Below are 22,669 nucleotides of genomic sequence, written 5' to 3' on the forward strand. Positions count from 1 at the left end.
CCTTTATAAGTATGAGTCAGTCGCAGTCACGAGGACCTTCGTCTCTTGTGTCGACTCATTGCGTAATTGATGAATTTCTGAAGCCTTATAGTAAAGTGTCTCCCCTTGATTCGCTACAAAAGACTGATGACCAAGCGTCAGCGTGACGCTTCCTGCCAGCACGTAGACGAATGTTTCAGCACCGGACGGTTCATATGTCTTGAATGCTCCATCTGGTGCGAGTGTCAGCAAGACCGGTTCCATCTCTTTTTCGTTCGATTCTGGAATGAGCCATGTGACATGATACCCTTGCTCCTCATCGGCATACGTCGTGACATCTTCTTCCCCATAGACGACTTTTTGATTGAGTGTGTCCTCATCAAAGAAATCCTTCGGGGAGATGCCAAGGACCTCAAGGAGATGAAACAGCGTCTCGATCGACGGTGAACTGATTTCCCGTTCGAGTTGCGAGATATATCCTTTACTCAGGTCTGTTCTTTCCCCTAGTTCCTCTTGCGTCAATCCCTTTTGAAGACGGAGGTTCTTGATTTTTTGTCCGATTGAGTACAATCGACGTCCTCCTCTCATCGGCTTAGTTTAGTATAAGATGACTAAAAGTTTACTAATCACGTACCGATTATAGCGTATTTCATTATTTAATCAACTAAAACGTTCAATATTTTTTAATGTTCATTTGACAGCGAGAACGCTTACACCTACAATTAATATCAGGTACTAATTTAAGGAGGAACTTGTTATGCGGATCGCTTGGATCACTGATAGTACAACGATTTTACCGGATACGATTGCTCAGCGCGATGATCTTTCGGTTGTCCCTTTACTCGTCATGAAGGATGGTGAAAGTTTCGTCGATGGTGTCGATGTTAATGCGGAGACTGTCTACAGCTGGATTGATGCAAAACATAAGGTAACAACGAGCCAACCTTCGATCGGTAGTTTCACCGAGCATTATGAACGGTTGAAAGAAGAATATGATGTCGGTTTTGCTGTTCACTTATCGAGTGAACTGAGCGGAACGTACAGCGCTTCCGTTCAAGGGGCAGAGATTGCTGGTTTTCGTTTGATCGCAATCGATTCCCGCTGTGGTATTTACCCAGCCGGTCAACTTCTGGCAGAAGCAATTGAACTCGTCGAAGCGGGGCACTCGATCGAATCCGTCGAACAGATCATTCTCGAGCGTCGTTTCGATCATCACATTGAATTCACGGTTGCGAACCTCGATCAATTACAAGCAGGAGGACGCATCTCTTCTACAAAAGCATTCGTCGGTAACTTGCTACAGCTTCGTCCTTTGTTCCACTTCGAGGAAGGAAAGATCGTTCCTTATCAAACCGTCCGGACGTTCAAGAAAGCCCATTCGAAGATTTTTGATCACCTCGTCGCGATTATTGAACAGGGGCAAGTGACCGATATTTCTTTATTCCATGCAACAGCGTATGAACTGGCACTGGAGTGGAAACAACGTCTCGAATCGAAGTACGATGTGCGTGTCCGCATTGATGACTTAACACCGGTTCTCGGTTCGCATACGGGGAACCCAGCCATTGGGATGTCCTTTTTAAATCCAACGCGCCGACCTTGATGACTAATGAAAATGATTTTTGGGTAAACCTTCTTTAGAGAATAAAGGAGGTTTTTCGTTTGAAAAATAATAAATGGATTTGGCTCAACTGGGTCGGCTTCATCTTCACGATTGCCGTGAACGCTCTCGATGGCGGAAAGACGGGACGGATTTCCGACTCGATCATCACGTTGTTCAAACCTGCTGGGTATGCATTCTCGATTTGGGGATTAATTTATGCGGTATTACTCATCTGGTTGATTTTACAATCGATTCCGAAATTCAAGGAACACGAACTCGCGAAAAAAATCGGACCCTGGTTCTTAATCAGCTGTCTGTTCAACGCGGGTTGGATCGTCTCGTTCACGTTTGAACTGTTCGTTGTCTCGGTCGTCGTCATCGTCGGTCTATTGCTGTCATTGATCGTGATCTACTCAAAAATTGATCGTGAGACAAAAGGGTTACGCTTCAAGTTACCCTTCTCGCTGTATCTCGGCTGGGTATCAGTCGCGACGATTGCTGATATCTTCCTGACGATCAACGCAGAAGGTGTGACATCTTGGCTCGGAATCGGAGATGCGGGTTGGACGATGATCATACTTGTCGTCGGAGTCATCATCGCGCTTCTCTTCATGTTTGCGAACCGTGATCCGATTTATCCGCTCGTCTTCGTCTGGGCATACATCGCGATCAATTTCGAGTCCGATAACGGTCTCGTCGATACGACGGTTCTCGGTAGTGTCGTCTTATTGTTAGCCGGTTACATCTTCCTTCTCGTCCGGATGCGCCGCCAGGTCAGCGTGAGCAAGTGACGTTCTTTTCCGCTACAAACGGCGTATACTAAGGTAAAGGAGTGAATGACCATGAACATCACATTTACACCATCTGCTCAGGAGCGGATCCGCCAATTACGCGGTGAAGTATCCGGTCAACTGCACCTCTATTACGATACAGAGGGTTGTGGTTGCGGAAACTCTGGTATTTTCAGTATTCGTATCGTCGATGAAGCGACACCGGAAGACATGACGATCGACTCGAACGTTGGTCCCGTTCTCGTCAAACGGTGGTCGAGCCATTTCCTCGATCAAGAAATGACACTCGATTACAACGCAGAGAAAAAATCCCTCATCTTAAAAAGTGATGGACAATACTTCAATACGAATGTGCTCGTGACGGATCAGACAGGCTGTGTGCTGACGGTTCGTTCATAAGCACAGATGAAAAAGGCAACTTCCGTCGTGGAAGTTGCCTTTGTTTGTGTTCGAACAGACAGTTGCTGCGTTGAAAGCTGGATTGCCTGAGTATAGTTGAATGTACTGGATGTCTGTCTGCATCGTGCACGAGCTGGTGAAAACCCAGCGCTTTGCGTCCCCCCAGACGTCGCATGCACCGTCCTCGCATGCTTATCTAGTATACGAACGAAAGTTGTGTTTGGATTGCCTTATCCGACATTTAGAACCGTTTCTTCAATCGTCCGCTGGTTTAGATCCTTGACGTGCATCGGTCTACTGTAATAGTAGCCTTGACCATAATCGCAACCGAGGCGTTTCAAGAAGAGATGCTGCTCAAGTGTCTCGACACCTTCCGCGACGACTTCGATCCCAAGACTTTTCGCAAGCTGGATGATCATTTCCGTGATCGCCGTTCCCCGTTCGTCATGTGGGACTTCATCGATGAACGACTTGTCGATCTTCAGGATATCAATCGGAAGATGCTTCAGGTGCGTTAGCGACGATAGACCGGTTCCAAAGTCGTCAAGAGCAATCGTCAAACTGAGTTGTTTCAGTTCACCAAGCATCGTCATCGCTCGGTCGAGGTTCTCCATGACGGACGTTTCCGTGATTTCGAGCTGTAGTTGCAATTCACTTCCATTCTTTAAGGAATGGTGAACGATTTCTTTGATCATTACGTTGTGTGACTCGGACCGGAAATGCATCGCTGATAAGTTGACAGAGACTTGGCGAATGAAATAATCTTCCTTCTTCCAAATTTCCATCTGTGCGACAGTCTCTTTTAGTACCCACTCCGTTAAACGATGAATCAGACTATATTTCTCAGCCAGCGGGATAAACTCTGCCGGTGAGATGAAACCGAACTTCGGATGATTCCAGCGAATCAAGACTTCTGCCTGATCAACCTTTCCTGTAGCGAGTGCGATCTTCGGTTGGTAGACGAGAGCGAACTCCTTGAAGTCCGTCATCGCTCGGCGCAATGAACCGACAATCAATTGCTCTCTGCGATCCGAGTGTAGCGTCTCATCATAAACGATGAAGCGGTCGCGCCCCTCGTTTTTTCCAGCACGTAACGCACTCTCCATCTGACCAATCCGCATCTCAAGCGATTCCTTCGTATTTGGTAAGATGACGCCCATCGTCGCTGTCAGATGGACTGCCTGATCTTCGAGGTCGATCGGTTGACGCACGTCCTCTAAAATCTGTTCGAATACCTCTGTCATATCTTCCTGCGAGACACGTTTGATCAGGAAGAACTGCGTACCATTGTAACGGATACATGCTTCATCTTCCTTTAGCGTCCGTAGCATCCGCTCCGCGAACTGGCGGATGACGGCATCACCCTTATCAAAACCGAATGTATCATTGACCCATTTGTATCCATCCAGATCAAGTAATGCCATCGCCATTTCCTGTTTCGATCGACCATAATGGGTATCGACCTTCGCCATATGATGATCGAGCCACCGGCGATTATGCAGCCCCGTCAAATGATCGGTATACGCCATCATTTGCAGTGCTCGACGTTCAAGATGAATATAGAGCCCAGCGATCAAGATGACGATCAAAAAGACGGGAATCGCGACTTCGCTCAAGATATTCGACGTGATCGGAGTATCCCCGATGATTCCCGCATTGGTAGATGGAATACAAAACGAGGTGCCAAGCATCCCGACATAATGCATCGACGAGATGGCAAACCCCATCACGATCGCGATGGGAATCAGAATGCGTTTCTTATCGACATGTCGCAAACGATGAAGCAGTAGCAAGGCGATATAGGCGACCGTGACAGCAATCAAGACCGATAAGAGAAATAACCTTGTCTCATACCGGACGGTTCCGCCGAACTCCATTGCCATCATCCCGAGATAATGCATCGTGGCGATTCCGCCCCCCATCAGTCCTCCCGCTAAAATGACTTTCTTGCGTGTAATCACCGACGAATACAACAGATGGAAGGCAATGAAAGCAGCCAAAATGGCGGGAATGACGGACAAGAACATTAAAAACCAATCATAGCGAACCGTAACCGACAGCGCGAACGCGCCCATCCCGACGAAATGCATTCCCCAGATCGATAATCCCATCGTTAACGACGATAGAAACAAAGCACGCTTCTTTAAGGCAGTGGCCTTCGCCAGACGCCGATTTAACTCTAGTGAGCCGTATGATCCAATGATGGCAACAAGCACCGACAACACGACCAATGTCACTTCGTAATGTTTCGTTAAGATAATCCATTCATTCATTGTATGAGGCCTCTCTTTGTGGATTGTCATTCTCCTAACTATCGTCTGCTCGGTCTCATTTCTTCAGTAAAAATTAGAAATTCATTCGATTTCTTATCATTTCAACGCGTATTTACTTATTCCATTCAGCACCTTGCACAAAAAAAGCGAATCCGTACGAGACGGATCCGCTAAACTTCATTCTTATAAAGCAACCGATGCGACGATTTCGCCTGTCGGTTTTTCTAAATCCGGTTCGGGTTCAACCGTGATGGCGACCGCGTCCACTTTGCCGTCTCCTTTAAGTGGGAAGACAGCTGCTGCTTCTCCATCTTTTTCGATGACACCGTTCGCAGTAGGTGTTTCGCCTTCGATTGTCCATAACTGATAAAGTTGCCCTTCTTGAAGGGGTGGTAAATCTTTCAACTGGACCAGCATGTACGATTTATCGTTTTGTGTGAAAATCATGCTCGATCCTTTGATGGACTCTGTGCTTTCGAAGTTCCCCATCCCTTTGATTTCATCCATCGCTAACGTCTCAGGTGTATCCGTACTTTCTTCCTGTGAGAGGAAGTAGGCATTCGCACCAAGTGAGAGAATCAAGGCGGCAGCGATACTCATCAACCAGCCGAGTGGGACACTCTTTTTCTTCGTTTGTTGCTGACGTGCTTGTTTAATGTCTACCGGAGTAGTCATCGGTGCTTCCTTCGGAGATGCTGTCTCTGCTGAACCAAGGACTTCTCCAAGAATCCGTGCTTTCATACCTGCAGGAACGGGTCGCTCCGGAAGCGATTCAGCGATGGGAAGCATGAGTTCTTCCATTTCTAAAAGCGCTTCACGACATTCTTTGCACGTCGCAAGATGCGCTTCGAACGCGTCGCGATCTGCTGCGGATAATGTTCCATTGAAATAATCGATTAAGTCATGACAACGTTCTTCCATCTCGTTCCCTCCCATCCATTCGTTTTCGTAATGCTTGAATCGCGCTCCTGATTCGCGTCTTGACCGTTCCAAGAGGTAAATCGAGCTGCTCTGAAATCTGTTGCTGCGTCATACCCTGGAAGTAAACGAGGTCAATCAGCTCTTGCTGTTCGGGTTTCAGTTCACTAACCGCCCCGCGCACTTCAGCAGCCGTTTCCCGCTGCATGACCGTCCGCTCGACCGGCTCGTCATATCCACCATCGCGCTCCTCGACTTCGATTGTCGGTTGTCGTTTTTCACGACGGAGACAATCAAGTGCCGCGTTACGTGTAATCGTTAAAATCCACGATGAAAACTTTCCTTTTTGTGTATCAAAATCAACACGACCATTCCAAATCTTCATCCATACTTCTTGTATGACTTCTTCGGACAACCGGTCATTATTCGTAAAGCGATGGGCGAATGAGAACAACAGCCTCTCGTACTTATCGTACAATGTCTCGAGAGCTTGCTCATCACCGCTACGCATCAGATGATAAAGCGATTCATCGGATTGAGTGTGCATCCTTCTCCTCCTTCTGATGTCAGCCTTATCATATAGTATACGCAAGCTGACACCAAATCGTTTTCGATTTTATCAAATTTCTAAGTAAAAAACTTCACCACATCCATATTCCCTCATTCTATCAAAAATATAGCTTAAAATTCTGTTGAATTGACAGCGATACCGTAATGGGCATAGCATAAAGGTACTACATGACGTCAGGTCAACGGGAATCGGAGGAATAAAAATGGATTATGATCGGAAGATGAAGAACCGTGTTAGTCGGATCGAAGGACAGCTACGAGGCATTTTACGGATGATGGAAGAAGGGCAAGATTGCCGCGATGTCATCACCCAGCTTTCCGCTGCCCGTTCCGCGATTGACCGGACGATCGGCGTCGTCGTCAGTTCGAATCTAATTGAGTGCGTCAAGGACGCCGAACAAAATGGCGATGGACAAACCGAGGAACTCGTCAAGGAAGCGGTCAACTTGCTCGTTAAGAGCCGCTGATATAACGCTCGTAGGATAGTCTGCTTTGATAGCAGGCTATTTTTTTTAGACGTTTATTTAGTATACCAGCTGTTTGATCCAGGTTTGATTGCGCGTCAAAACAGGTATACTAAATTGTTATTATCTGGACTGCTCGTAAAAGGTGTCCACTTAGGAGGAAGAGTACTTATGACCGTTTCCCTATTCATTGATGTCGCATGTAAGACAGGCGAATCTCCTGTTTACGACGCAAAAACAAAGCGCTTTTATTTCGTTGATATTCCGAATCAACTTCTTTTTTCATATGACCTCGTCACAGAAGCGCTCAAACCGCATACGTTACCAAGCGCCATCACATCGATTGCCTTGACCGATGCACCGGATTTATTACGTGTCACGGCTGAACACGGATTCGGAACGTTTGATCTCAAAGAAGGACACTTGTCTCTTGAGCATCAACTGTCATTACCCGATTCCGACCGAATGAACGACGGAAAGCTTGATCCGACCGGACAATATGTCGCCGGTAGCATTAATGAAGAAGACGGCAAGACCGCTGGATTGTTCCGTCTGCGTCATGATGGTTCCATCGATGTCTTGCACGAAGACTTAACGAACTCGAATGGACTCGTCTGGTCAGAAGATGGCAAGACGCTCTATCACATCGATACACCGACGAAAAAAGTCTATGCCTTTGACTACGCTCCGGACGCACCACTTTCGAATAAGCGTGTCGCTGTTGACCTTGAAGAGGAAGAAGGGTTCCCGGATGGTATGACGAAGGACGCGGAAGGTCACGCTTGGATCGCGCATTATGCTGGATCATGCATCACCCGGTGGAATCTTGCGACAGGCGAAAAATTGGATCATGTCGACTTCCCAGTCGCAAATCCGACGTGTCCGATTTTCTATGAAGATCGATTGCTCGTCACGACCGCTGCTAATGGAGATGATGCACCACACGCTGGTGCCGTCTTCGCCGTAACATTTGAATGATTCGTAGAGGAGGGATCATCTTTTTAGAGGTGATGCCTCTTTTTCCACACAATTCGTCTAGACGCATCTAAAAAAACAGACGATACTAAAGAAGAAGACTATTCATTTTTTGAAGGAGTGAAGCCGATGCGTGTCACGACAATCGAACGTTTACACCAATTGCAGACGACCCCATCCTTTTTCCCGGTCAACTGCTACCTGTTTGAAGAAGCAGACAGTTTAACATTGATTGATGCCGGACTCGGAATCAACGCAAAGGCGCTCTATCACTACATTCGACAGCAAGAGAAACCACTCGGTGCAATCATCCTGACTCATGCGCACGCCGATCATGTCGGCTCACTTGATTTCCTGGCGAACGCTTTCCCACTCGCTCAAGTCTGTATCAGTTACCGAGATGCTGCATTGCTCAGCGGGGATGAGACGCTACGAGAAGGCGAAACGACACCCTTAAAAGGGGGCATTCCGAAAAACATCAAAACGCGACCGGATCGATTACTCGAGAGTGGTCAACAAGTCGGAAGTCTCAGTGTCATCGCCTCACCCGGCCATACACCTGGCTCCATCTCGCTTTGGCATGAAGGAAGCCGGACCTTGATCGCTGGAGATGCTTTTCAGACGCAAGGTGGACTTGCCGTCTCCGGTGATGTCCGTTGGCAATTCCCGTTCCCCGCACTCGCGACATGGGATCCGGACGTTGCCCTTCGCTCAGCTGATCAACTGACGGAACTGTCTCCAGATATTCTTGCCGTCGGACACGGTCCCCTCATTCTCGGACCGAGTTACGAGATGCGACAAGCCGTCGATCGATTCACTCAGGTCTTACAGACGAAAAAATCATCACCTTTCAAATAATATACGCATATGAAAAACATCCGCGAACGTGTTCCTGATATGTCGCGGATGTTTTTTCGTTCAACAGACGACTCACGTCTGTTCTGTAACAGTATAACGGTAGACGCGTGCTTCATAGGGACGCAAGATATCCGGGCTATCCGAATAGTTAGATATGAGCAATTTTTCATGCGGTAAGACGAGGGCGGTCTGCATCGGTTCATCATGCACGTTGAGGACGATCCGCCAGACCTCTCCCTCTAATTCCCGCTCATAGATATAGAGATACGGATCATGAAGCGCTAAGTCTCGGTACGTACCGTAAACCATAATCGGATGATCTTTTCGCATCTGAATCAATGCTCGGTAAAAGGCGAGTACGGACGATGGATCGGCTTCTGCCTGCGCGACATTGATGTCTGTATAATTCGGATTGACCGCTAACCATGGTTTCCCACTCGTAAAACCGGCTTCATGCGTGTCGTCCCACTGCATCGGCGTGCGGGAGTTATCGCGGGCGAGTAACTGCATCGATGAGAGTACGACCTCCGGGTCCTCTCCACCAGCAACGCGTTCTTCGTATCGATTGCGAAAGGCGACATCTTGATAGAGCGATGGATCTGAGAAGCGAATCCCCGTCATGCCGATTTCTTCTCCTTGGTACACGTACGGAATGCCTGGTAACGTATGCAACATTAAACCGAGTAATTTCGCACTCTCGACCCGGTACCGTTCACTGCCGAATCGCGTCACTTGTCGCGTATGATCATGGTTGTTGAGGAACTGTGAATTGACACCTAGTGGGTATAAGACGTCGTACCAGCGTTTCTGAATTTCCTTGAATCGTAAAAGATCCATCGCCTCCATATCGTCCGCGATTTCGAAGTGAAACAGCGTCCGAAGTTCTTCTCGTTCTTCACTGACATATAACAGACCGTCTTCCGGACCAACGAACGGAATCTCACCGACTGTGAATAAATCTTTTCCCGCAAGGACGTTCGCATGCATCTCCTGCAGGAAGTCATGCACGCCTGGCTGATTTCCAAGGTACGATAGATCAAACGGATTGGCGACATCCTCGAACGACCGTTTTTTGATCAAGTTGATGACATCCATCCGGAAGCCGTCAATCCCTTGAGCGATCCACCAGTTCATCATATCGTAGATCGCTTGCCTCACAGCTGGGTGCTCCCAGTTTAAGTCTGGCTGTTCTTTTGCGAAGGAATGAAAATAATACTGCCCGCGCTCTTCACTCCACGTCCACGGGCTTGGCGCAAAGTAGGAGCGCCAATTGTTTGGAGGCGTCTCTTTCGTGCCATCCTGCCAGATATACCAGTCTTCCTTATCGTTGATCCGCTCCCGCGACTGACGGAACCAGTCATGCTGGTCACTTGTATGGTTCACGACTAAATCGAGAATGACCTTCAATCCACGGGCATGAGCGGTCGTGATCAACTCCTGTAGATCTCCCATCGTTCCGGCTTTTTCCATGATCCCGTAATAATCGGCAATATCATAACCGTTATCGACGTCCGGCGAACGATAACATGGATTCAACCAGACGACATCGACACCTAGTGAAGCGATGTAATCAAGCTTGTCGATGACACCTCGCAAATCACCAATCCCATCCCCGTTCGAATCTTTAAAGCTACGCCAGTAGACTTGATAGACGACTGCCTCTTTCCAGTTAGCTCGCTTCATCTCCTCACTCCTCTCCCTACTCTTTATTCCCGCTCCACTTATCTGTACCTGTTTATCCGACAATTTTTTTGAATTTCGAAAAAGTTCTTTTCTTTTGACTGAATATTCGTTATCCTTGACGACAATACCACGAAGGAGGCATTCATCCATGAAACATTTCGCTCCATCCATCGCCATTGATCGGCTTCCTGCTCCCGTTTTCGCTGAGCTCGCAAACCGAATCGGTGCTGTAAAAGCTGCCGGACACGATGTCATCACACTTGGTCAAGGAACACCCGATCAAACGACGCCCGTACATATTCTCGATGCGTTAAAACAAGCCATCGACGAGCCAACGAACCTTCAATATCCACCGTTTCGTGGCCATGATTTTCTAAAACAAGCCGTCGCCAGCTTTTATGCGACTGAATTCGGCGTCACGATCGATCCGGCAACGGAAGTCGCGATTCTCCTCGGTAGTAAAGCCGGAATCGTCGCCTTACCGCAGACGATCGTCAACCCTGGAGAAGGGGTCATCGTCCCCGATCCAGGATACCCGGATTACCTGTCTGGCGCCGCACTTGCTGGCGCATTCCCGATTACGCTTCCGTTGCTCGAGAAAAACGGTTTCTTACCCGATTACGACTTACTTGATACGACGGATGTCGAGCGTGCCCGGATGTTGTTCCTCAACTACCCGAGTAATCCGACAGGCGCTACGGCGACGGCAGAAGCCTTCGAACAGACCGTTGCTTTCGCTGATGCTCATGATATCTGTGTCGTCCATGACTTAGCATACGGTGGCATCAGTTTCGATGGTCCGACGCGAAGCTTCCTGCAAACGGAAGGTGCAAAAGACGTCGGGATCGAGCTATTCTCACTCTCAAAACGCTTCAACATGTCAGGCTTCCGGATTGCCTTCGCCATCGGAAATCCGTCCGTCATCTCAAGCATCGAGACGTATCAGGAACATCTTTACGTCAGTGCCTTCACACCGATTCAACACGCTGCGACCGTCGCTCTGACGAGTGACCAGACATGTGTCCGTGAGTTAAGTAGCTTGTATGAAACACGACGTGATGCATTGTTCGCAAAACTTGATGCGATCGGTTGGAGTGGACCACGTCCGGGCGGTTCCTTCTTCGTCTGGCTTCCTGTTCCTGAAGGTTACACGTCGCAAAGCTTCACCGATCACCTGCTTGACGAAGCACACGTCGCCGTGACCCCTGGATCATTCTTCGGCGAATACGGTGAAGGCTATGTCCGGATCAGCTTGATTGCTGACGTCGAACGATTGGAAGAAGCCGTCAATCGAATCGGAACGCTTAACCTGTTCCGGACACCTGTTGCGGAATAATTCTGAAAAAACATTTGACAGATGGGAATCATTTCCGTTAAAGTAAATCCCAACAGCATAACTACTTATCGAGAGCGACCGAGGGATTAGGCCCAACGACGTCCGGCAACCACCTATCAGGAACGGTGCCACATCCTACAGAATGATTTTCATTCTGAGAGATAAGTTACGAAATCTTACACTTTCGTCGCTTTTTTCTGGTTGCTCTGCTACTAGGAAAAAGCGACTTTTTTTTGTATGAGGAGATGAGCGGATGATTGAATTCAAACACATTACAAAACGGTTCGTTCGAGACCGGACCCCGATTTTTGCATTACGGGATGTCGATTTGACGATCCAAAAAGGAGAAATCTTCGGGATCATCGGTGAGTCCGGTGCCGGTAAAAGTACATTGCTTCGCCTGATCAACGGGCTCGAGCACCCGACACAAGGAACCGTCAAGGTCGACGGTGTCTCGCTCGGCGGGATGTCAAAAGCAGATTTGCGTCAACTTCGCTTACGGACAGGAATGATCTTTCAGCATTTCCAATTGATCCAGTCGCGCAATGTTGCGGATAACATCGCTTTTGCACTCAAGGCTGCTGGCGTCAAACGAGCAGATTTCCCGGAGCGCATTCGCGAACTCGTCTCGCTCGTCGGACTTGAAGGATTTGAGACGAACTTCCCGAGTCAATTAAGCGGTGGGCAGAAACAGCGCGTCGGGATTGCCCGGGCACTCGCAAACAATCCGACCGTCTTGTTATGTGATGAAGCGACATCAGCTCTTGACCCGGTCACGACGCTTCAGATTCTTGATTTGTTAAAAGATTTGAATGAACGACTCGGATTGACGATCGTCCTCATCACGCATGAGATTGATGTCGTCAAACAGATTTGTCATCGTGTCGCCGTCATGTCGCAAGGGGAAGTCGTCGAAGTCGCCTCTACCTATGACTTGTTCAGCCAAGCCAAACATCCGGTGACGCAACATTATGTCGACACGGCGTTACAAATCGAGCTACCGGAACGCATCTTACAAGCGACACCGGGAAAAATCATCCGCTTGCAGTTCACAGGCGAGAAGACCGGCGAGAGCACGTTATCAGAAGCAATCCGCCGTTACGATATCTCGGTCAGCATCTTGCACGGCAAGGTCGACTACATTCAAGACGTCGCCTTCGGTGTCCTGATTGTCAGCTTGACGGGATCCTCCGATCAAATCGCACCTGCCCTCGACTGGCTCGCGACGGAACTTCACGCACTCGAGGTGATTCAGGATGTGGCTTGATCGTATTCAAACGATGTTACCTGAGCTCTTGAAGGCACTCGGCGAGACAGCATGGATGGTCGGAATTTCACTCGCCTTCGCATTGGTCGTCGGGATTCCGCTCGGGATTCTCTTGTTCGTCACCGACCGCGGATTATTTTTTCAAAACCTTGCCGTCCGACGTGTTCTTGATTTCGTCGTCAACATCGTCCGGTCGCTACCGTTCATCATCTTGCTAGTTGCCCTCATTCCGTTAACGAAGTTCTTGCTCGACAATACGATTGGTCCGACGGCAGCATCCGTCAGCCTCAGTGTCGCAGCGATTCCGTTTCTCGCGCGACTCGTCGAAACATCACTACGTGAGATTCCGCCCGGTTTGATTGAAGCAGCGGAAGCGTGCGGGGCGAAACCATTACGAATCATCGTCAGCGTCCTTTTACCGGAAGCACTTCCCGGCATCATTCAAGGCATCACATTAACGACGATCAGTCTGATCGGCTTCTCGGCGATGGCTGGTATCGTCGGCGGCGGTGGTGTTGGTGACCTCGCGATCCGTTTCGGTTACTATCGCTACGATAATCTCATCATGATCGTGACGATCGTCGTGCTCATCGTTATCGTTCAAAGTATTCAAGCACTTGGCAATCAACTGGCGCGAAAAACAGATAAACGCTAATCATACATACAAAGGGAGAGTGGAATCATGAAAAAACGATATGCCTTTTTAGCAACAGCCTTACTCGGTGCAGGAGTCCTCGCGGGATGTGGAGACAGCAGTGCTGATGAAAAAGACAAGACGATCAAGATTGGTGCGACGAGTGGTCCGTATAGCGACATGGTCAAACAAGCGATCCAGCCACAACTCGAAAAGAAAGGCTATAAAGTCGAAATCGTCGAGTTCAGCGATTACATCCAACCGAACATCGCCCTCGGTAGCGGAAACATCGACGCCAACTTGTTCCAACACTCGATCTATCTCAAGACGTTTTCTAAAGAAAAGAACCTCGATTTAAAAGGACTCATCACGGTCCCGACAGCACCGATGGGACTATACAGCAAGACAGCGAAGACACTCGACGACGTCAAGACCGGTGCTGAAGTCGCGACGCCGAATGATCCGACGAACCAAGCACGAGCACTGAACCTCTTGGCAGAACAAGGCTGGATTGAACTTAAGCCGGATGTCGATCCACTGACCGTTTCCGAGAAAGATATCGTCAAGAATCCGAAGAAACTCGTCATCAAACCACTCGAAGCGGCTCAATTGCCACGTGCTGTCGAAAGTGTCGATATCTCAGCTGTTCCAGGGAACTTCGCGCTTGCTGCGAAATTCGACTTACTCGATGCGTTAGCGCTTGAGACGATGGACGAACAATACCGTAACCTCGTCGCTGTCCAAACGAAAGATGCGGACAAACAAGTCGCAAAAGACTTAAAAGCAGCCGTCGAATCGGACGCCTTCAATACAGTCATCGAAAAATCATTTAAAGGCTTCAGCAAGCCTGAATGGGCAAATTGATTCAAAAAACGACCGACATTCAATGAGATTACCTCTCCTTGAATGTCGGTCGTTTTGTGTTAAAACCGATACCACATCTGTTCTTCATCATGATACATATCATCGATTTTCAGCGCCCGTGGTTCAATCGCGTATGATTCAAAACCAAGTGAGCGATATAACGCTTTAGCAGCTTCATTCGTCCGGACGACCGAGAGATGGACTTGCTCAATCACAGGACGCTGCTTTAATGTACGACGTAATGCCTCTTGTACGAGTTGTCGTCCGACCTGTTGCTTTCGAGTGCGTGGCGTGACGTACATCGCAAATAGATTCGCCCGATGTTTCATCTTCACTGGCTCTAAACAGACGATGGTGACGACACCGACGAGTTCTCCTTCATGAAACGCACCGAACGTCGATACCTGTTCACTTTTGAGACGCGTTGCGTACTGTTCGACCGGTCGATCTTTTTCTGCTTCATAATCAGAACCGAATGCTTCCGGATGATTCTGCAACGCCTCTAATCGTAACGCCTTATACAGTACTGCATCTTCTGCCGTCAATTGACGTATTTCCAACTGTTCCACCTCCTACCTGTATTATAGAATGAACTAATTCATAAAAAAGAGGACGACATCGAGCGATATCGTCCTCCATTCTTCTATTAAGGTGTTCGGAAATTAATCGTGAAGTACGGTGAATCATCTCGGAATGCTACACCGACATCCGCCTGCTTGAAGCTCTTTTGAAGGATGTTATCGCGGTGTCCTTTTGAGTTCATCAAGCCCCAATGCGCCGCAAAGACATTCGGATAACCCATCGAGAGATTCTCACCGGCTCCCATGAACTTGATACCGCCTTGTTCCATTCGATCGAACGGATCGCGACCTTGTGGATCTGTATGCGAGAAGAAATTATTCTTCGCCATGTTCTCGCTGTGACCGCGTGTGACCGGCTTCAGTGCCGTGTACGGTGCTAACGGATTCAACTTATAGTCAACCCGTTCCCAGTTCATCAACCGAAGCATCAGTTTCTCATCTGTCGTTCGTAACGCATTCGAAGCCGTACCATAGAAGCCTTTTTTCTTCGCTTCGACGTCTTTTGGAATCGCAAGCGTCGCTTTGACCTTATTGCCGTCATGCTGATCGAAGAAGTACGTCACGTAATTGCCTTTCTTCTCATAGACCGCGGCATGATCCAGGTTCAACATGTAGTTTGTGTTGCCTTTACGGTAGGACTTCACTGCGGTCCAACCCTTTTTCTTCAGCGACGATTCCGTATCTTTATTAAGAACGGCACCTTGCGTCGTCACCCCGTTCTTGAAACGATACTTCCCGTAGTCCTTACCATCTTTCGTCAAGGCGACGAATTCCTCCGTTGATGTCCGTCTGACTTCCCAGTCGTATCCCGGGTACTCACTGCTATATCGATCAATCAGCTTGCCGCCGCTTTTCGGGTAATCGGCTTCTGCTTGTTCCATTGGAATGTTTTCGTAGCCGAAAAAGGCTACTGCTGCTACTCCGATGATCAACCATTTTTTCATGTCCTCGTTTCGCCTCCTTCTACTTCATTACCTTTATTTTAAAAGAAAATCATTCCTTCGAACAGTCATCGGCTCTCATTTGTCTAAATCACATCTTTCGTCCACAAATCCGACATATTTCGTGAGAACGCTCCCATTTCAAAAAAGCTTTTGTTTAAACGATTCTTGAAAGAATTTAATATACATTCTAAACTATCTTCCCCTATTGTTGAAATGTGCGAACATTCTTTTATTTCATTCTCAGCGAATTTTGATTGCTCTCCGATTATCGACTCGGTATCATTAGAATTCGTAAGCCAAACTTTCAATGCTTTTCCAAATAACATGATGATATGAAGGAGTTGACCTATGGTTTTACTGTATTTCATTTATGAATCCATTGCTTTTTTACCGATTCAACAATACTTATTTTCCGGCTGGATGATTCTTGTCGTCTTGACCGTATCGTTTAGTTTAGCGAATGCACACGAAGATGTCCGCCTGAATCAACGGCTCGGTTTCGAGTTGCTCGTACCCGGATCAGGTATGCTTCTCTCTAAGAAATTCATTCCTGGTCTTGCTATCATCCTTTTTTTAATCTTGATCCACTTCACGTATATGTTCCGCGTCATTCCTCTACCGATTGCTTTAATTTCGACGCTCTCTATCAGCACCCTCTCACTTCTTTCGCTTTTAATTCCAGCACGCAAAAAAGCGGACCGCTAAGTCCGCTTTTTAATTTTATTGATATTTTGTTGTTTCTTTCAACTTATACTTGTTCGACAGTTCAAGCCAAACCGTTTTTCCTTTGATCGTTTTGACTTGAATGTATGGACGCCCTTGCGAAACACGGAGTGCAAGCAACTCACCTTGTTGGTCTGCATGTGTTTCACTTGCTTTATCCCAGTTGCGCCCTAGTTTCCGTTCAATGAAGATATGTTTTCCTTTTTGAACAGCACGCCAGATGCCGACTTCTGCTTTTCCTTTGACAGGTACGGCCGTCTCTGCACCTTGAATCGAGATGATCGCTGGATCGTGATCACTCGCGCTACCGTCTGCTTCCATATACTCTGAGTTGATGTTGACGATATCCGACGACGTATACGATTTCAAGTTATTCGAGATCAAGATATGGTCGAGCACTTGAGCGTTTCCGTTATAGACATACGAGTACCGCTCTGATTCCGGCAGATCGTCGACTGTGTTCCACAAGTTATCACCTTTTAAGATATCAAGTGTTTTCGAGAACTGGAAGTCGTTCAAGTCACCGAGAACGACGACGTTCGAGTCTTTGACTTCCGTCTTCAATTCAGAGACGAAGTCCTGAACGATGTTCGCAATCGCATGACGCTGGACTTCACTTTTACGCACGACCGGTTGGTTTTTACCGAAGTCAGCTCCGTCGCCACCTTTTGAGTTGAAGTGGTTGACGATGACATGGTACGAATCACCGTTAAAGAGGAATTCTGCGACGAGTGGTTTCCGTGAACTCGCGAAGTTCGGATCCATCGGCTGGATACGACCTGGGTTTTTCGTTAACTTACCTTCTTCCACCGCAACGGCTTCTGTCGCGCTACCTTTTTCACCTGGTGCGAGCGATACACGTGCTGGATTGTAGAGGAATCCGACACGGATGTTTCCGCCTGGCTGTCCACCGTCTTTCTTATCTTCTGGTGCGATGTCTGTGTACGCATACCGGACACCTGTTTTCGCTTCAATCGCTGCAATTAATGTCTCAAATGATTTCGAAGCATCAACTGTACCGCTATCCGTCGCACCATCGTTATCCTGCATCTCTGTCAAACCGACGATGTCCGGTGTCTTGAGGAATGTCGCAATACCTTCTGAGACACGATCGACTTTTCCAGCGTCTGCTGTTGAGGCGAAGTTCTCGACGTTGTACGAAGCGACAGTCAGGCGTGATTCACCCGTTTCGATGTTCGTCGGCTGACGATTCGCTTCACGCGCAACGAGTTTCGGAAGATCCGCTGCTTTTGAAAGTACTTTATACGCCGAATAGTTGTAGCTCATGACCCCTTCAATTGTTCCGTCGAACGTATCACCAGCTTTTGCACGGAACGACGAGCTACCCATCTCAACGAAGAGACGTTCCGGGTTGACGTTGTCCTTCGTCAAGATTGGAGTTCCGCGTTTCGTATAGACCTTATCCGCAGTCTGCGTCCGAACTGGAATCGTCCGGTTTGCTTGCGGACCTGTGACGATTGCATTCGGTAAAGCGACACGCATGCCTTCTAAGCTTTCATACAAATCAATCGCATCTTCTTCTGGGTCAAACTGAGCGAACGAGTCGTTATCAACGACTTGTGTCGGAATCAAGACACCTTCATCACCGAGAACAATACTCGCTGGTAACCCTTCGTTGAGTGCACCCTTCACAAGATTGACCGTACTGATTTCCGTGACTGCTAAGTCTGTATCGAACTTATCGCTGTAGCCGCCAAGCAACCACTCTTTGACATATCCTGTCGTCGCGACTTTTTGTCCAACAGCAGCACCGTGGTTTTTTGCATAGACGAGAATCCCTTCTGATGTCCGGCTGTCGTTATCCGGATTCGGATCCTGCATGTAGAAGTTATTCGCATCAACGACATACGTGACGACACCTGTCGTCCGGACGAGCTGGTCGGCATATGGTGATGTATGCGCAATACCTTGGATGCTGTTGATTTTCGTGATCGGTGGTGCGATGTAATACTTAAACGTCGAAACAGCTGACGTTTTACCGTCCTTGACGGCAACTGCTTGAATCGTCACTTCATCGTTGATCGTAATGGGTGATGTGTACACTGGACTGTCGACAGTCGGTGTCGTGCCATCAACCGTATAATGGATCGTTCCTTCGCCTGACAACGTTACTTGATCTCCACGTTCGACTTCACCAACCGGAGAAGCTGTAGGTGCCGCGAGAACGTCGCCCGCTTCTGTCTGATGACTGCCGAGATTCGTCAGTGTATCAACCGGGAAGCTCGTCCACTGTGATGGTTCGTACGTTTTAGCACCCGATGTGACGCCTGATTTCCGGACAAGTGTCGTATCTTTTGCGAAATCCGTCGATGAACCGAGTGGCCCGATGATATCAAGAACGACATCACCCTTTTTCAATGCAATCGGATCATTCCCGTTGAAGTTCAATGATCCCGTCGTCAATTGTGCCCTTGCTTTGATATCTGCATTCGCACTCGAGTTCGCGATGACGAACGTCTTCCCTGGATCCACTTTCCCCGATAGTGTGATTTTCGCTTCTGACGGTCCACCATTCGTATACTGAACGAGTGTATAGTCTGCTAAATCAATGATTTGCCCCGATCCATTGTATAGCTCGATTGCCTTGTTGTTGCTTGTTCCTTCTATGTATTCAGACAAGATGACGCCTTCGCCTTCTGCCCCGACAAGACCCGCTTGTGGAAGGATTCCTGCTGTTAATACTCCGGCCAATGCCCACTTTCCAAACGTACTGCCGTATTTCATGATGAGACCCCCTATTGAATTTTCTGACACTTCTTTATAATATCAGATTATATTCTCAATAGTGTATATTTTTCGTAAAAAAAGATACCATCCTTCGTAAATGAAAGAAATGGTATCGCTTACAACTTTTTATTGTTCGCCTTTGTGACTTTCGTACCATTTTTCAGCTTGCGACGTCGCAATCGGGATCGCGCGTCCTTCTTCATACCCTTCTTCTAACAGAGCGTTCGCAATCTCAATCGCTTTTTTCCGAAGTGGCGGATCAAAATTCTTGAATGACTCTGGATAATCCTTTTCGTTCCATGGCATGTCGTCACCCCCTTCTTTCACCATTACCCAAAAAAAGGCACAAAAAAAACGCCTCATCAGCGTGTCGTTGTTTTTGGTTGTCATGAGAATCGAGGATTACAGGTGATCAAAACACCTGAAACGACGAAAGCCCTACCTCTCTTTCGTTGTTACGGCTCCTTGGCCGCGCCAGCTGAATCAAGCATTTTAGCAAGAATCGTGATGCGTCTGCAACGGACGCATGATACTGGGATTTTTAGAAATAGCTCGGGAATGAGCGGAAAAGTATCGATTGGAAGGTTTATCTTGCTGGGTCAACTTCTCCTCGTAGTATGAAGAAGGACAAAATAAAAGCGATGACTTATGTCTGACTCATTTGTCAGTAGCGGTCTAAAAATCCTGACCTGTCGATTTAATTGTATGATATGGATTGAAGATTCTCACATGAGTGATCATCCCCGATTCATGACTTATATTAATCTATCACACTTTCTTTTATAAAGTCAATCTTTCTTTTTAAAAATCGTTTTCTCCTGTCTTAGAATTGGAGTTGCACCTGCCGTAAAAGCCGAGTATCGTGAAGAGGACTCATTACTATAGAAGAAACGAGGGAAATCCATCATGTCGAATCGACTTATCCATGAAACGAGTCCCTACCTATTGCAACACGCTCATCAGCCTGTCGATTGGTATCCGTGGGGCGAAGACGCCTTCACTGCCGCTCGAGAAAGCGGCAAGCCGATCTTTTTATCAATTGGTTATTCGACGTGCCATTGGTGCCATGTGCTGTCTCACGAAAGCTTCGAGGATGAAGAAACGGCACGCCTCTTGAACGAACGCTACATCGCAATCAAGGTCGACCGGGAAGAACGTCCTGACATTGACCACTTGTATATGACGGCGGCTCAAGTCATGAACGGACAAGGCGGCTGGCCACTGAGTGTCTTCATGACAGCGGACCAGCAACCGTTTTATATCGGTACGTATTTTCCGAAGACGCCTCAGTTCAACCGCCCGAGTTTTCGTCAGGTGACACTTCAGCTCAGCGAGCAATTCCGCCGTTCACCAGAAAAAATCGCCCAAGTCGGTCAGAACATGTCGCAGACGCTTCGCGACGTATTACAGCCTGCGACGTCTACCCATACTTGGGATGAATCCATCATTCACGATACCTTCGATCAGGCGATGCGACAATTCGACCGTCAACACGGTGGATTCGGCGAGGCACCGAAGTTTCCGTCGCCTGCCCTACTTCGTTTCTTGCTTGATTATTATCGATTCGCGGAAGACGAGACGGCGCTCCATATGGTCATGCGTTCATTGATCGCGATGCGTGACGGTGGGATGACCGATCAAGTCGGCTACGGTCTGTTCCGCTATACGGTCGATGCCGAGTGGCAGATTCCTCATTTTGAGAAGATGCTGTACGACAACGCGTGGTTCGCGACCTTATGCATCGAAACATACCAAGTGACTGGACAGATTCGGTTCCGACGCTACGCAGAAGAAGTGCTGACATTCATAGAACAGGAACTGACCGCATCGGATGGCACCTTCTATGCCGCACTGGATGCAGATAGCGAAGGAGGCGAAGGACATTTTTATACGTTCACGGTAGCTGAACTGACGGACTTACTCGGACCAGACGCACTGTTCCCGCGCTTCTACCATGCTTCACCATCGGGGAACTTCGAAGGACGGAACGTCTTTTATCGAACAGGACGAACACTTGAGGCATTCGCACGTTCTGTTCACTTGTCGCCTGCTGAAACAGCGGCACAACTCGAACGCGAGCGCCAGCTTCTCCTCAATGCGCGAAATGAACGTCCGCGCCCGTTTCGTGATGATAAACGGTTGACATCGTGGAATGCGATGATGATCTCGACATTCGCTAAAGCCGGTCGCGTCTTCGGTGAACCGTATTATACTCATGTCGCAACGCGTGCGATGACGTCGCTTGAACGATTCGTCCGTACGGAGAATCAACTTGCCGTTCATTACCGCGAAGGACAAGCAACCGGACACGGATTCCTCGATGACTATGCGTATTTGATCGACGCACATCTTGAACTGTTCCAATCAACACGACGGGCGCTTCATCTAAAGGAGGCTTTAGCACTTGCAGATGTGCTACAAGAACAGTTCCAAACAGCGGATGGTTATTTTTATCTGACGTCTTCACACTCCGACGAACTACTCGTTCGTCCACTTGATCTGTATGATGGGGTCACACCCGCCGGAAACAGCGTTGCCTTACATGTCTTCTTCACGCTCAGTCGCCTCACCGGGCGTCTCGTCTATCAAGAAAGTGCTGAACGGGCTCTTTCGGCATTAGTAGAGGAAGTCGAGCAACAACCAACAGGCTTTGCCTCACTTGTCAGTACTTTCACCTACCGGCAGATGGAACCGAAGGAATTGATCATCTTGATTCCTGAAGAGTCGGAGATCCCAATCGAAATCGATCAACTGCAACGGATGCGCTTGCCAGAAGTCGCTTTGTTGATTGGGACGAAACGTGACCTTCTACCGCTTGTACCACTGCTCGCAGATTATCCTGAACCAAACGTACCTACTGCTTATCTCTGTCATGATTTTTCGTGTGAACGACCAACGACGAATCTGACGGAACTCCTCGCTCGTCTCAATATCTGACCATATTCCCTCTTGTTTAAAAAAACAGGAGGGTTTTTCAAAAAACCAGACCCCTTTTTTCAAAAAAATTCAATATTTTGTTCATAAAAATCCGATATTGTCGATAGTAAGGATAGGCAATA

At 48.0% G+C, this 22,669-nt stretch carries 21 protein-coding genes and 1 riboswitch; of the genes, 12 read left to right on the forward strand and 9 right to left on the reverse strand.

Annotated elements, in window-relative coordinates; translation table 11 throughout:
- Positions 1-3: 3 nt before the first annotated feature.
- Complete coding sequence (locus ACZGCQ_RS10395; protein WP_081834740.1) at positions 4-549, reverse strand: helix-turn-helix domain-containing protein; 546 nt, start codon at positions 547-549, stop codon at positions 4-6.
- A gap of 187 nt (positions 550-736) precedes the next feature.
- Here ACZGCQ_RS10395 and ACZGCQ_RS10400 point away from each other — a divergent pair, with 187 nt between their 5' ends.
- From ACZGCQ_RS10400 to ACZGCQ_RS10410, 3 genes are read left to right on the forward strand one after another with little or no spacing between them, the layout of a single operon-like run.
- Positions 737-1,582: a DegV family protein gene (locus ACZGCQ_RS10400; RefSeq protein WP_440718579.1), complete on the forward strand. Its 846-nt coding sequence runs from the start codon at positions 737-739 to the stop codon at positions 1,580-1,582.
- Positions 1,583-1,641: 59 nt separating this feature from the next.
- A complete protein-coding gene (locus ACZGCQ_RS10405; RefSeq protein ID WP_029342592.1) occupies positions 1,642-2,373 on the forward strand; it encodes a hypothetical protein in 732 nt (243 codons plus the stop codon).
- A gap of 51 nt (positions 2,374-2,424) precedes the next feature.
- Positions 2,425-2,772: an iron-sulfur cluster biosynthesis family protein gene (locus ACZGCQ_RS10410; RefSeq protein ID WP_029342593.1), complete on the forward strand. Its 348-nt coding sequence runs from the start codon at positions 2,425-2,427 to the stop codon at positions 2,770-2,772.
- Between the two features lie 230 nt (positions 2,773-3,002).
- On the opposite strand, the gene ACZGCQ_RS10415 is transcribed toward ACZGCQ_RS10410, so the two are convergent.
- The 3 genes from ACZGCQ_RS10415 to ACZGCQ_RS10425 all read right to left on the reverse strand — a co-directional run bounded on the left by ACZGCQ_RS10415 (position 3,003) and on the right by ACZGCQ_RS10425 (position 6,510).
- Positions 3,003-5,045 (reverse strand): bifunctional diguanylate cyclase/phosphodiesterase, encoded by a 2,043-nt coding sequence (locus tag ACZGCQ_RS10415; protein ID WP_481266192.1) that lies wholly within the window; start codon positions 5,043-5,045, stop codon positions 3,003-3,005.
- Positions 5,046-5,228: 183 nt separating this feature from the next.
- Positions 5,229-5,966, reverse strand: a complete 738-nt coding sequence (locus ACZGCQ_RS10420; RefSeq protein ID WP_481266193.1) for an anti-sigma factor — start codon at positions 5,964-5,966, stop codon at positions 5,229-5,231.
- The gene (locus ACZGCQ_RS10425) at positions 5,947-6,510 is read right to left on the reverse strand and encodes an RNA polymerase sigma factor (RefSeq protein ID WP_481266194.1); all 564 of its coding nucleotides are present in this window, start codon (positions 6,508-6,510) and stop codon (positions 5,947-5,949) included. The genes ACZGCQ_RS10420 and ACZGCQ_RS10425 overlap by 20 nt, the downstream gene beginning before the upstream one ends.
- A gap of 226 nt (positions 6,511-6,736) precedes the next feature.
- On the opposite strand from ACZGCQ_RS10425, the gene ACZGCQ_RS10430 reads away from it, so the two are divergent.
- The 3 genes from ACZGCQ_RS10430 (at position 6,737) to ACZGCQ_RS10440 (ending at position 8,830) form a co-directional block, all read left to right on the forward strand.
- The gene (locus ACZGCQ_RS10430; protein ID WP_023469359.1) at positions 6,737-7,000 is read left to right on the forward strand and encodes a metal-sensitive transcriptional regulator; all 264 of its coding nucleotides are present in this window, start codon (positions 6,737-6,739) and stop codon (positions 6,998-7,000) included.
- 168 nt (positions 7,001-7,168) lie between these two features.
- A complete protein-coding gene (locus tag ACZGCQ_RS10435) occupies positions 7,169-7,975 on the forward strand; it encodes an SMP-30/gluconolactonase/LRE family protein (protein WP_481266195.1) in 807 nt (268 codons plus the stop codon).
- Positions 7,976-8,101: 126 nt separating this feature from the next.
- Positions 8,102-8,830 (forward strand): MBL fold metallo-hydrolase, encoded by a 729-nt coding sequence (locus tag ACZGCQ_RS10440; protein ID WP_195864458.1) that lies wholly within the window; start codon positions 8,102-8,104, stop codon positions 8,828-8,830.
- 72 nt (positions 8,831-8,902) lie between these two features.
- On the opposite strand, the gene ACZGCQ_RS10445 is transcribed toward ACZGCQ_RS10440, so the two are convergent.
- Positions 8,903-10,513: a glycoside hydrolase family 13 protein gene (locus ACZGCQ_RS10445; RefSeq protein WP_481266196.1), complete on the reverse strand. Its 1,611-nt coding sequence runs from the start codon at positions 10,511-10,513 to the stop codon at positions 8,903-8,905.
- A 148-nt stretch (positions 10,514-10,661) separates the two neighbouring features.
- Between ACZGCQ_RS10445 and ACZGCQ_RS10450 the strand changes: the two genes are divergently transcribed.
- The 4 genes from ACZGCQ_RS10450 (at position 10,662) to ACZGCQ_RS10465 (ending at position 14,614) form a co-directional block, all read left to right on the forward strand.
- Positions 10,662-11,849: an aminotransferase class I/II-fold pyridoxal phosphate-dependent enzyme gene (locus ACZGCQ_RS10450; RefSeq protein ID WP_481266197.1), complete on the forward strand. Its 1,188-nt coding sequence runs from the start codon at positions 10,662-10,664 to the stop codon at positions 11,847-11,849.
- 62 nt (positions 11,850-11,911) lie between these two features.
- Positions 11,912-12,017, forward strand: a riboswitch (SAM riboswitch).
- 85 nt (positions 12,018-12,102) lie between these two features.
- Positions 12,103-13,116, forward strand: a complete 1,014-nt coding sequence (locus ACZGCQ_RS10455; RefSeq protein ID WP_481266198.1) for a methionine ABC transporter ATP-binding protein — start codon at positions 12,103-12,105, stop codon at positions 13,114-13,116.
- Positions 13,106-13,771 carry a methionine ABC transporter permease gene (locus ACZGCQ_RS10460; protein ID WP_023469366.1) on the forward strand — a complete coding sequence of 222 codons (666 nt, stop codon included), beginning with the start codon at positions 13,106-13,108 and terminating at the stop codon, positions 13,769-13,771. The genes ACZGCQ_RS10455 and ACZGCQ_RS10460 overlap by 11 nt, the downstream gene beginning before the upstream one ends.
- A gap of 27 nt (positions 13,772-13,798) precedes the next feature.
- Positions 13,799-14,614: a MetQ/NlpA family ABC transporter substrate-binding protein gene (locus ACZGCQ_RS10465; protein WP_029342601.1), complete on the forward strand. Its 816-nt coding sequence runs from the start codon at positions 13,799-13,801 to the stop codon at positions 14,612-14,614.
- A 59-nt stretch (positions 14,615-14,673) separates the two neighbouring features.
- Here ACZGCQ_RS10465 and ACZGCQ_RS10470 read toward each other — a convergent pair whose 3' ends face one another.
- Positions 14,674-15,174 carry a GNAT family N-acetyltransferase gene (locus ACZGCQ_RS10470; RefSeq protein WP_047392995.1) on the reverse strand — a complete coding sequence of 167 codons (501 nt, stop codon included), beginning with the start codon at positions 15,172-15,174 and terminating at the stop codon, positions 14,674-14,676.
- Between the two features lie 86 nt (positions 15,175-15,260).
- The gene (locus ACZGCQ_RS10475; RefSeq protein ID WP_047392992.1) at positions 15,261-16,139 is read right to left on the reverse strand and encodes a CAP domain-containing protein; all 879 of its coding nucleotides are present in this window, start codon (positions 16,137-16,139) and stop codon (positions 15,261-15,263) included.
- Between the two features lie 348 nt (positions 16,140-16,487).
- On the opposite strand from ACZGCQ_RS10475, the gene ACZGCQ_RS10480 reads away from it, so the two are divergent.
- The gene (locus ACZGCQ_RS10480; protein WP_029342605.1) at positions 16,488-16,844 is read left to right on the forward strand and encodes a hypothetical protein; all 357 of its coding nucleotides are present in this window, start codon (positions 16,488-16,490) and stop codon (positions 16,842-16,844) included.
- A 15-nt stretch (positions 16,845-16,859) separates the two neighbouring features.
- Here ACZGCQ_RS10480 and ACZGCQ_RS10485 read toward each other — a convergent pair whose 3' ends face one another.
- The gene (locus tag ACZGCQ_RS10485) at positions 16,860-19,607 is read right to left on the reverse strand and encodes a chitobiase/beta-hexosaminidase C-terminal domain-containing protein (RefSeq protein WP_481266199.1); all 2,748 of its coding nucleotides are present in this window, start codon (positions 19,605-19,607) and stop codon (positions 16,860-16,862) included.
- Positions 19,608-19,736: 129 nt separating this feature from the next.
- The gene (locus tag ACZGCQ_RS10490; RefSeq protein ID WP_481266200.1) at positions 19,737-19,916 is read right to left on the reverse strand and encodes a DUF2188 domain-containing protein; all 180 of its coding nucleotides are present in this window, start codon (positions 19,914-19,916) and stop codon (positions 19,737-19,739) included.
- A 600-nt stretch (positions 19,917-20,516) separates the two neighbouring features.
- Here ACZGCQ_RS10490 and ACZGCQ_RS10495 point away from each other — a divergent pair.
- A complete protein-coding gene (locus tag ACZGCQ_RS10495; RefSeq protein WP_481266201.1) occupies positions 20,517-22,547 on the forward strand; it encodes a thioredoxin domain-containing protein in 2,031 nt (676 codons plus the stop codon).
- Positions 22,548-22,669: the final 122 nt, after the last annotated feature.

Source organism: Exiguobacterium sp. HSB13, assembly GCF_056764755.1.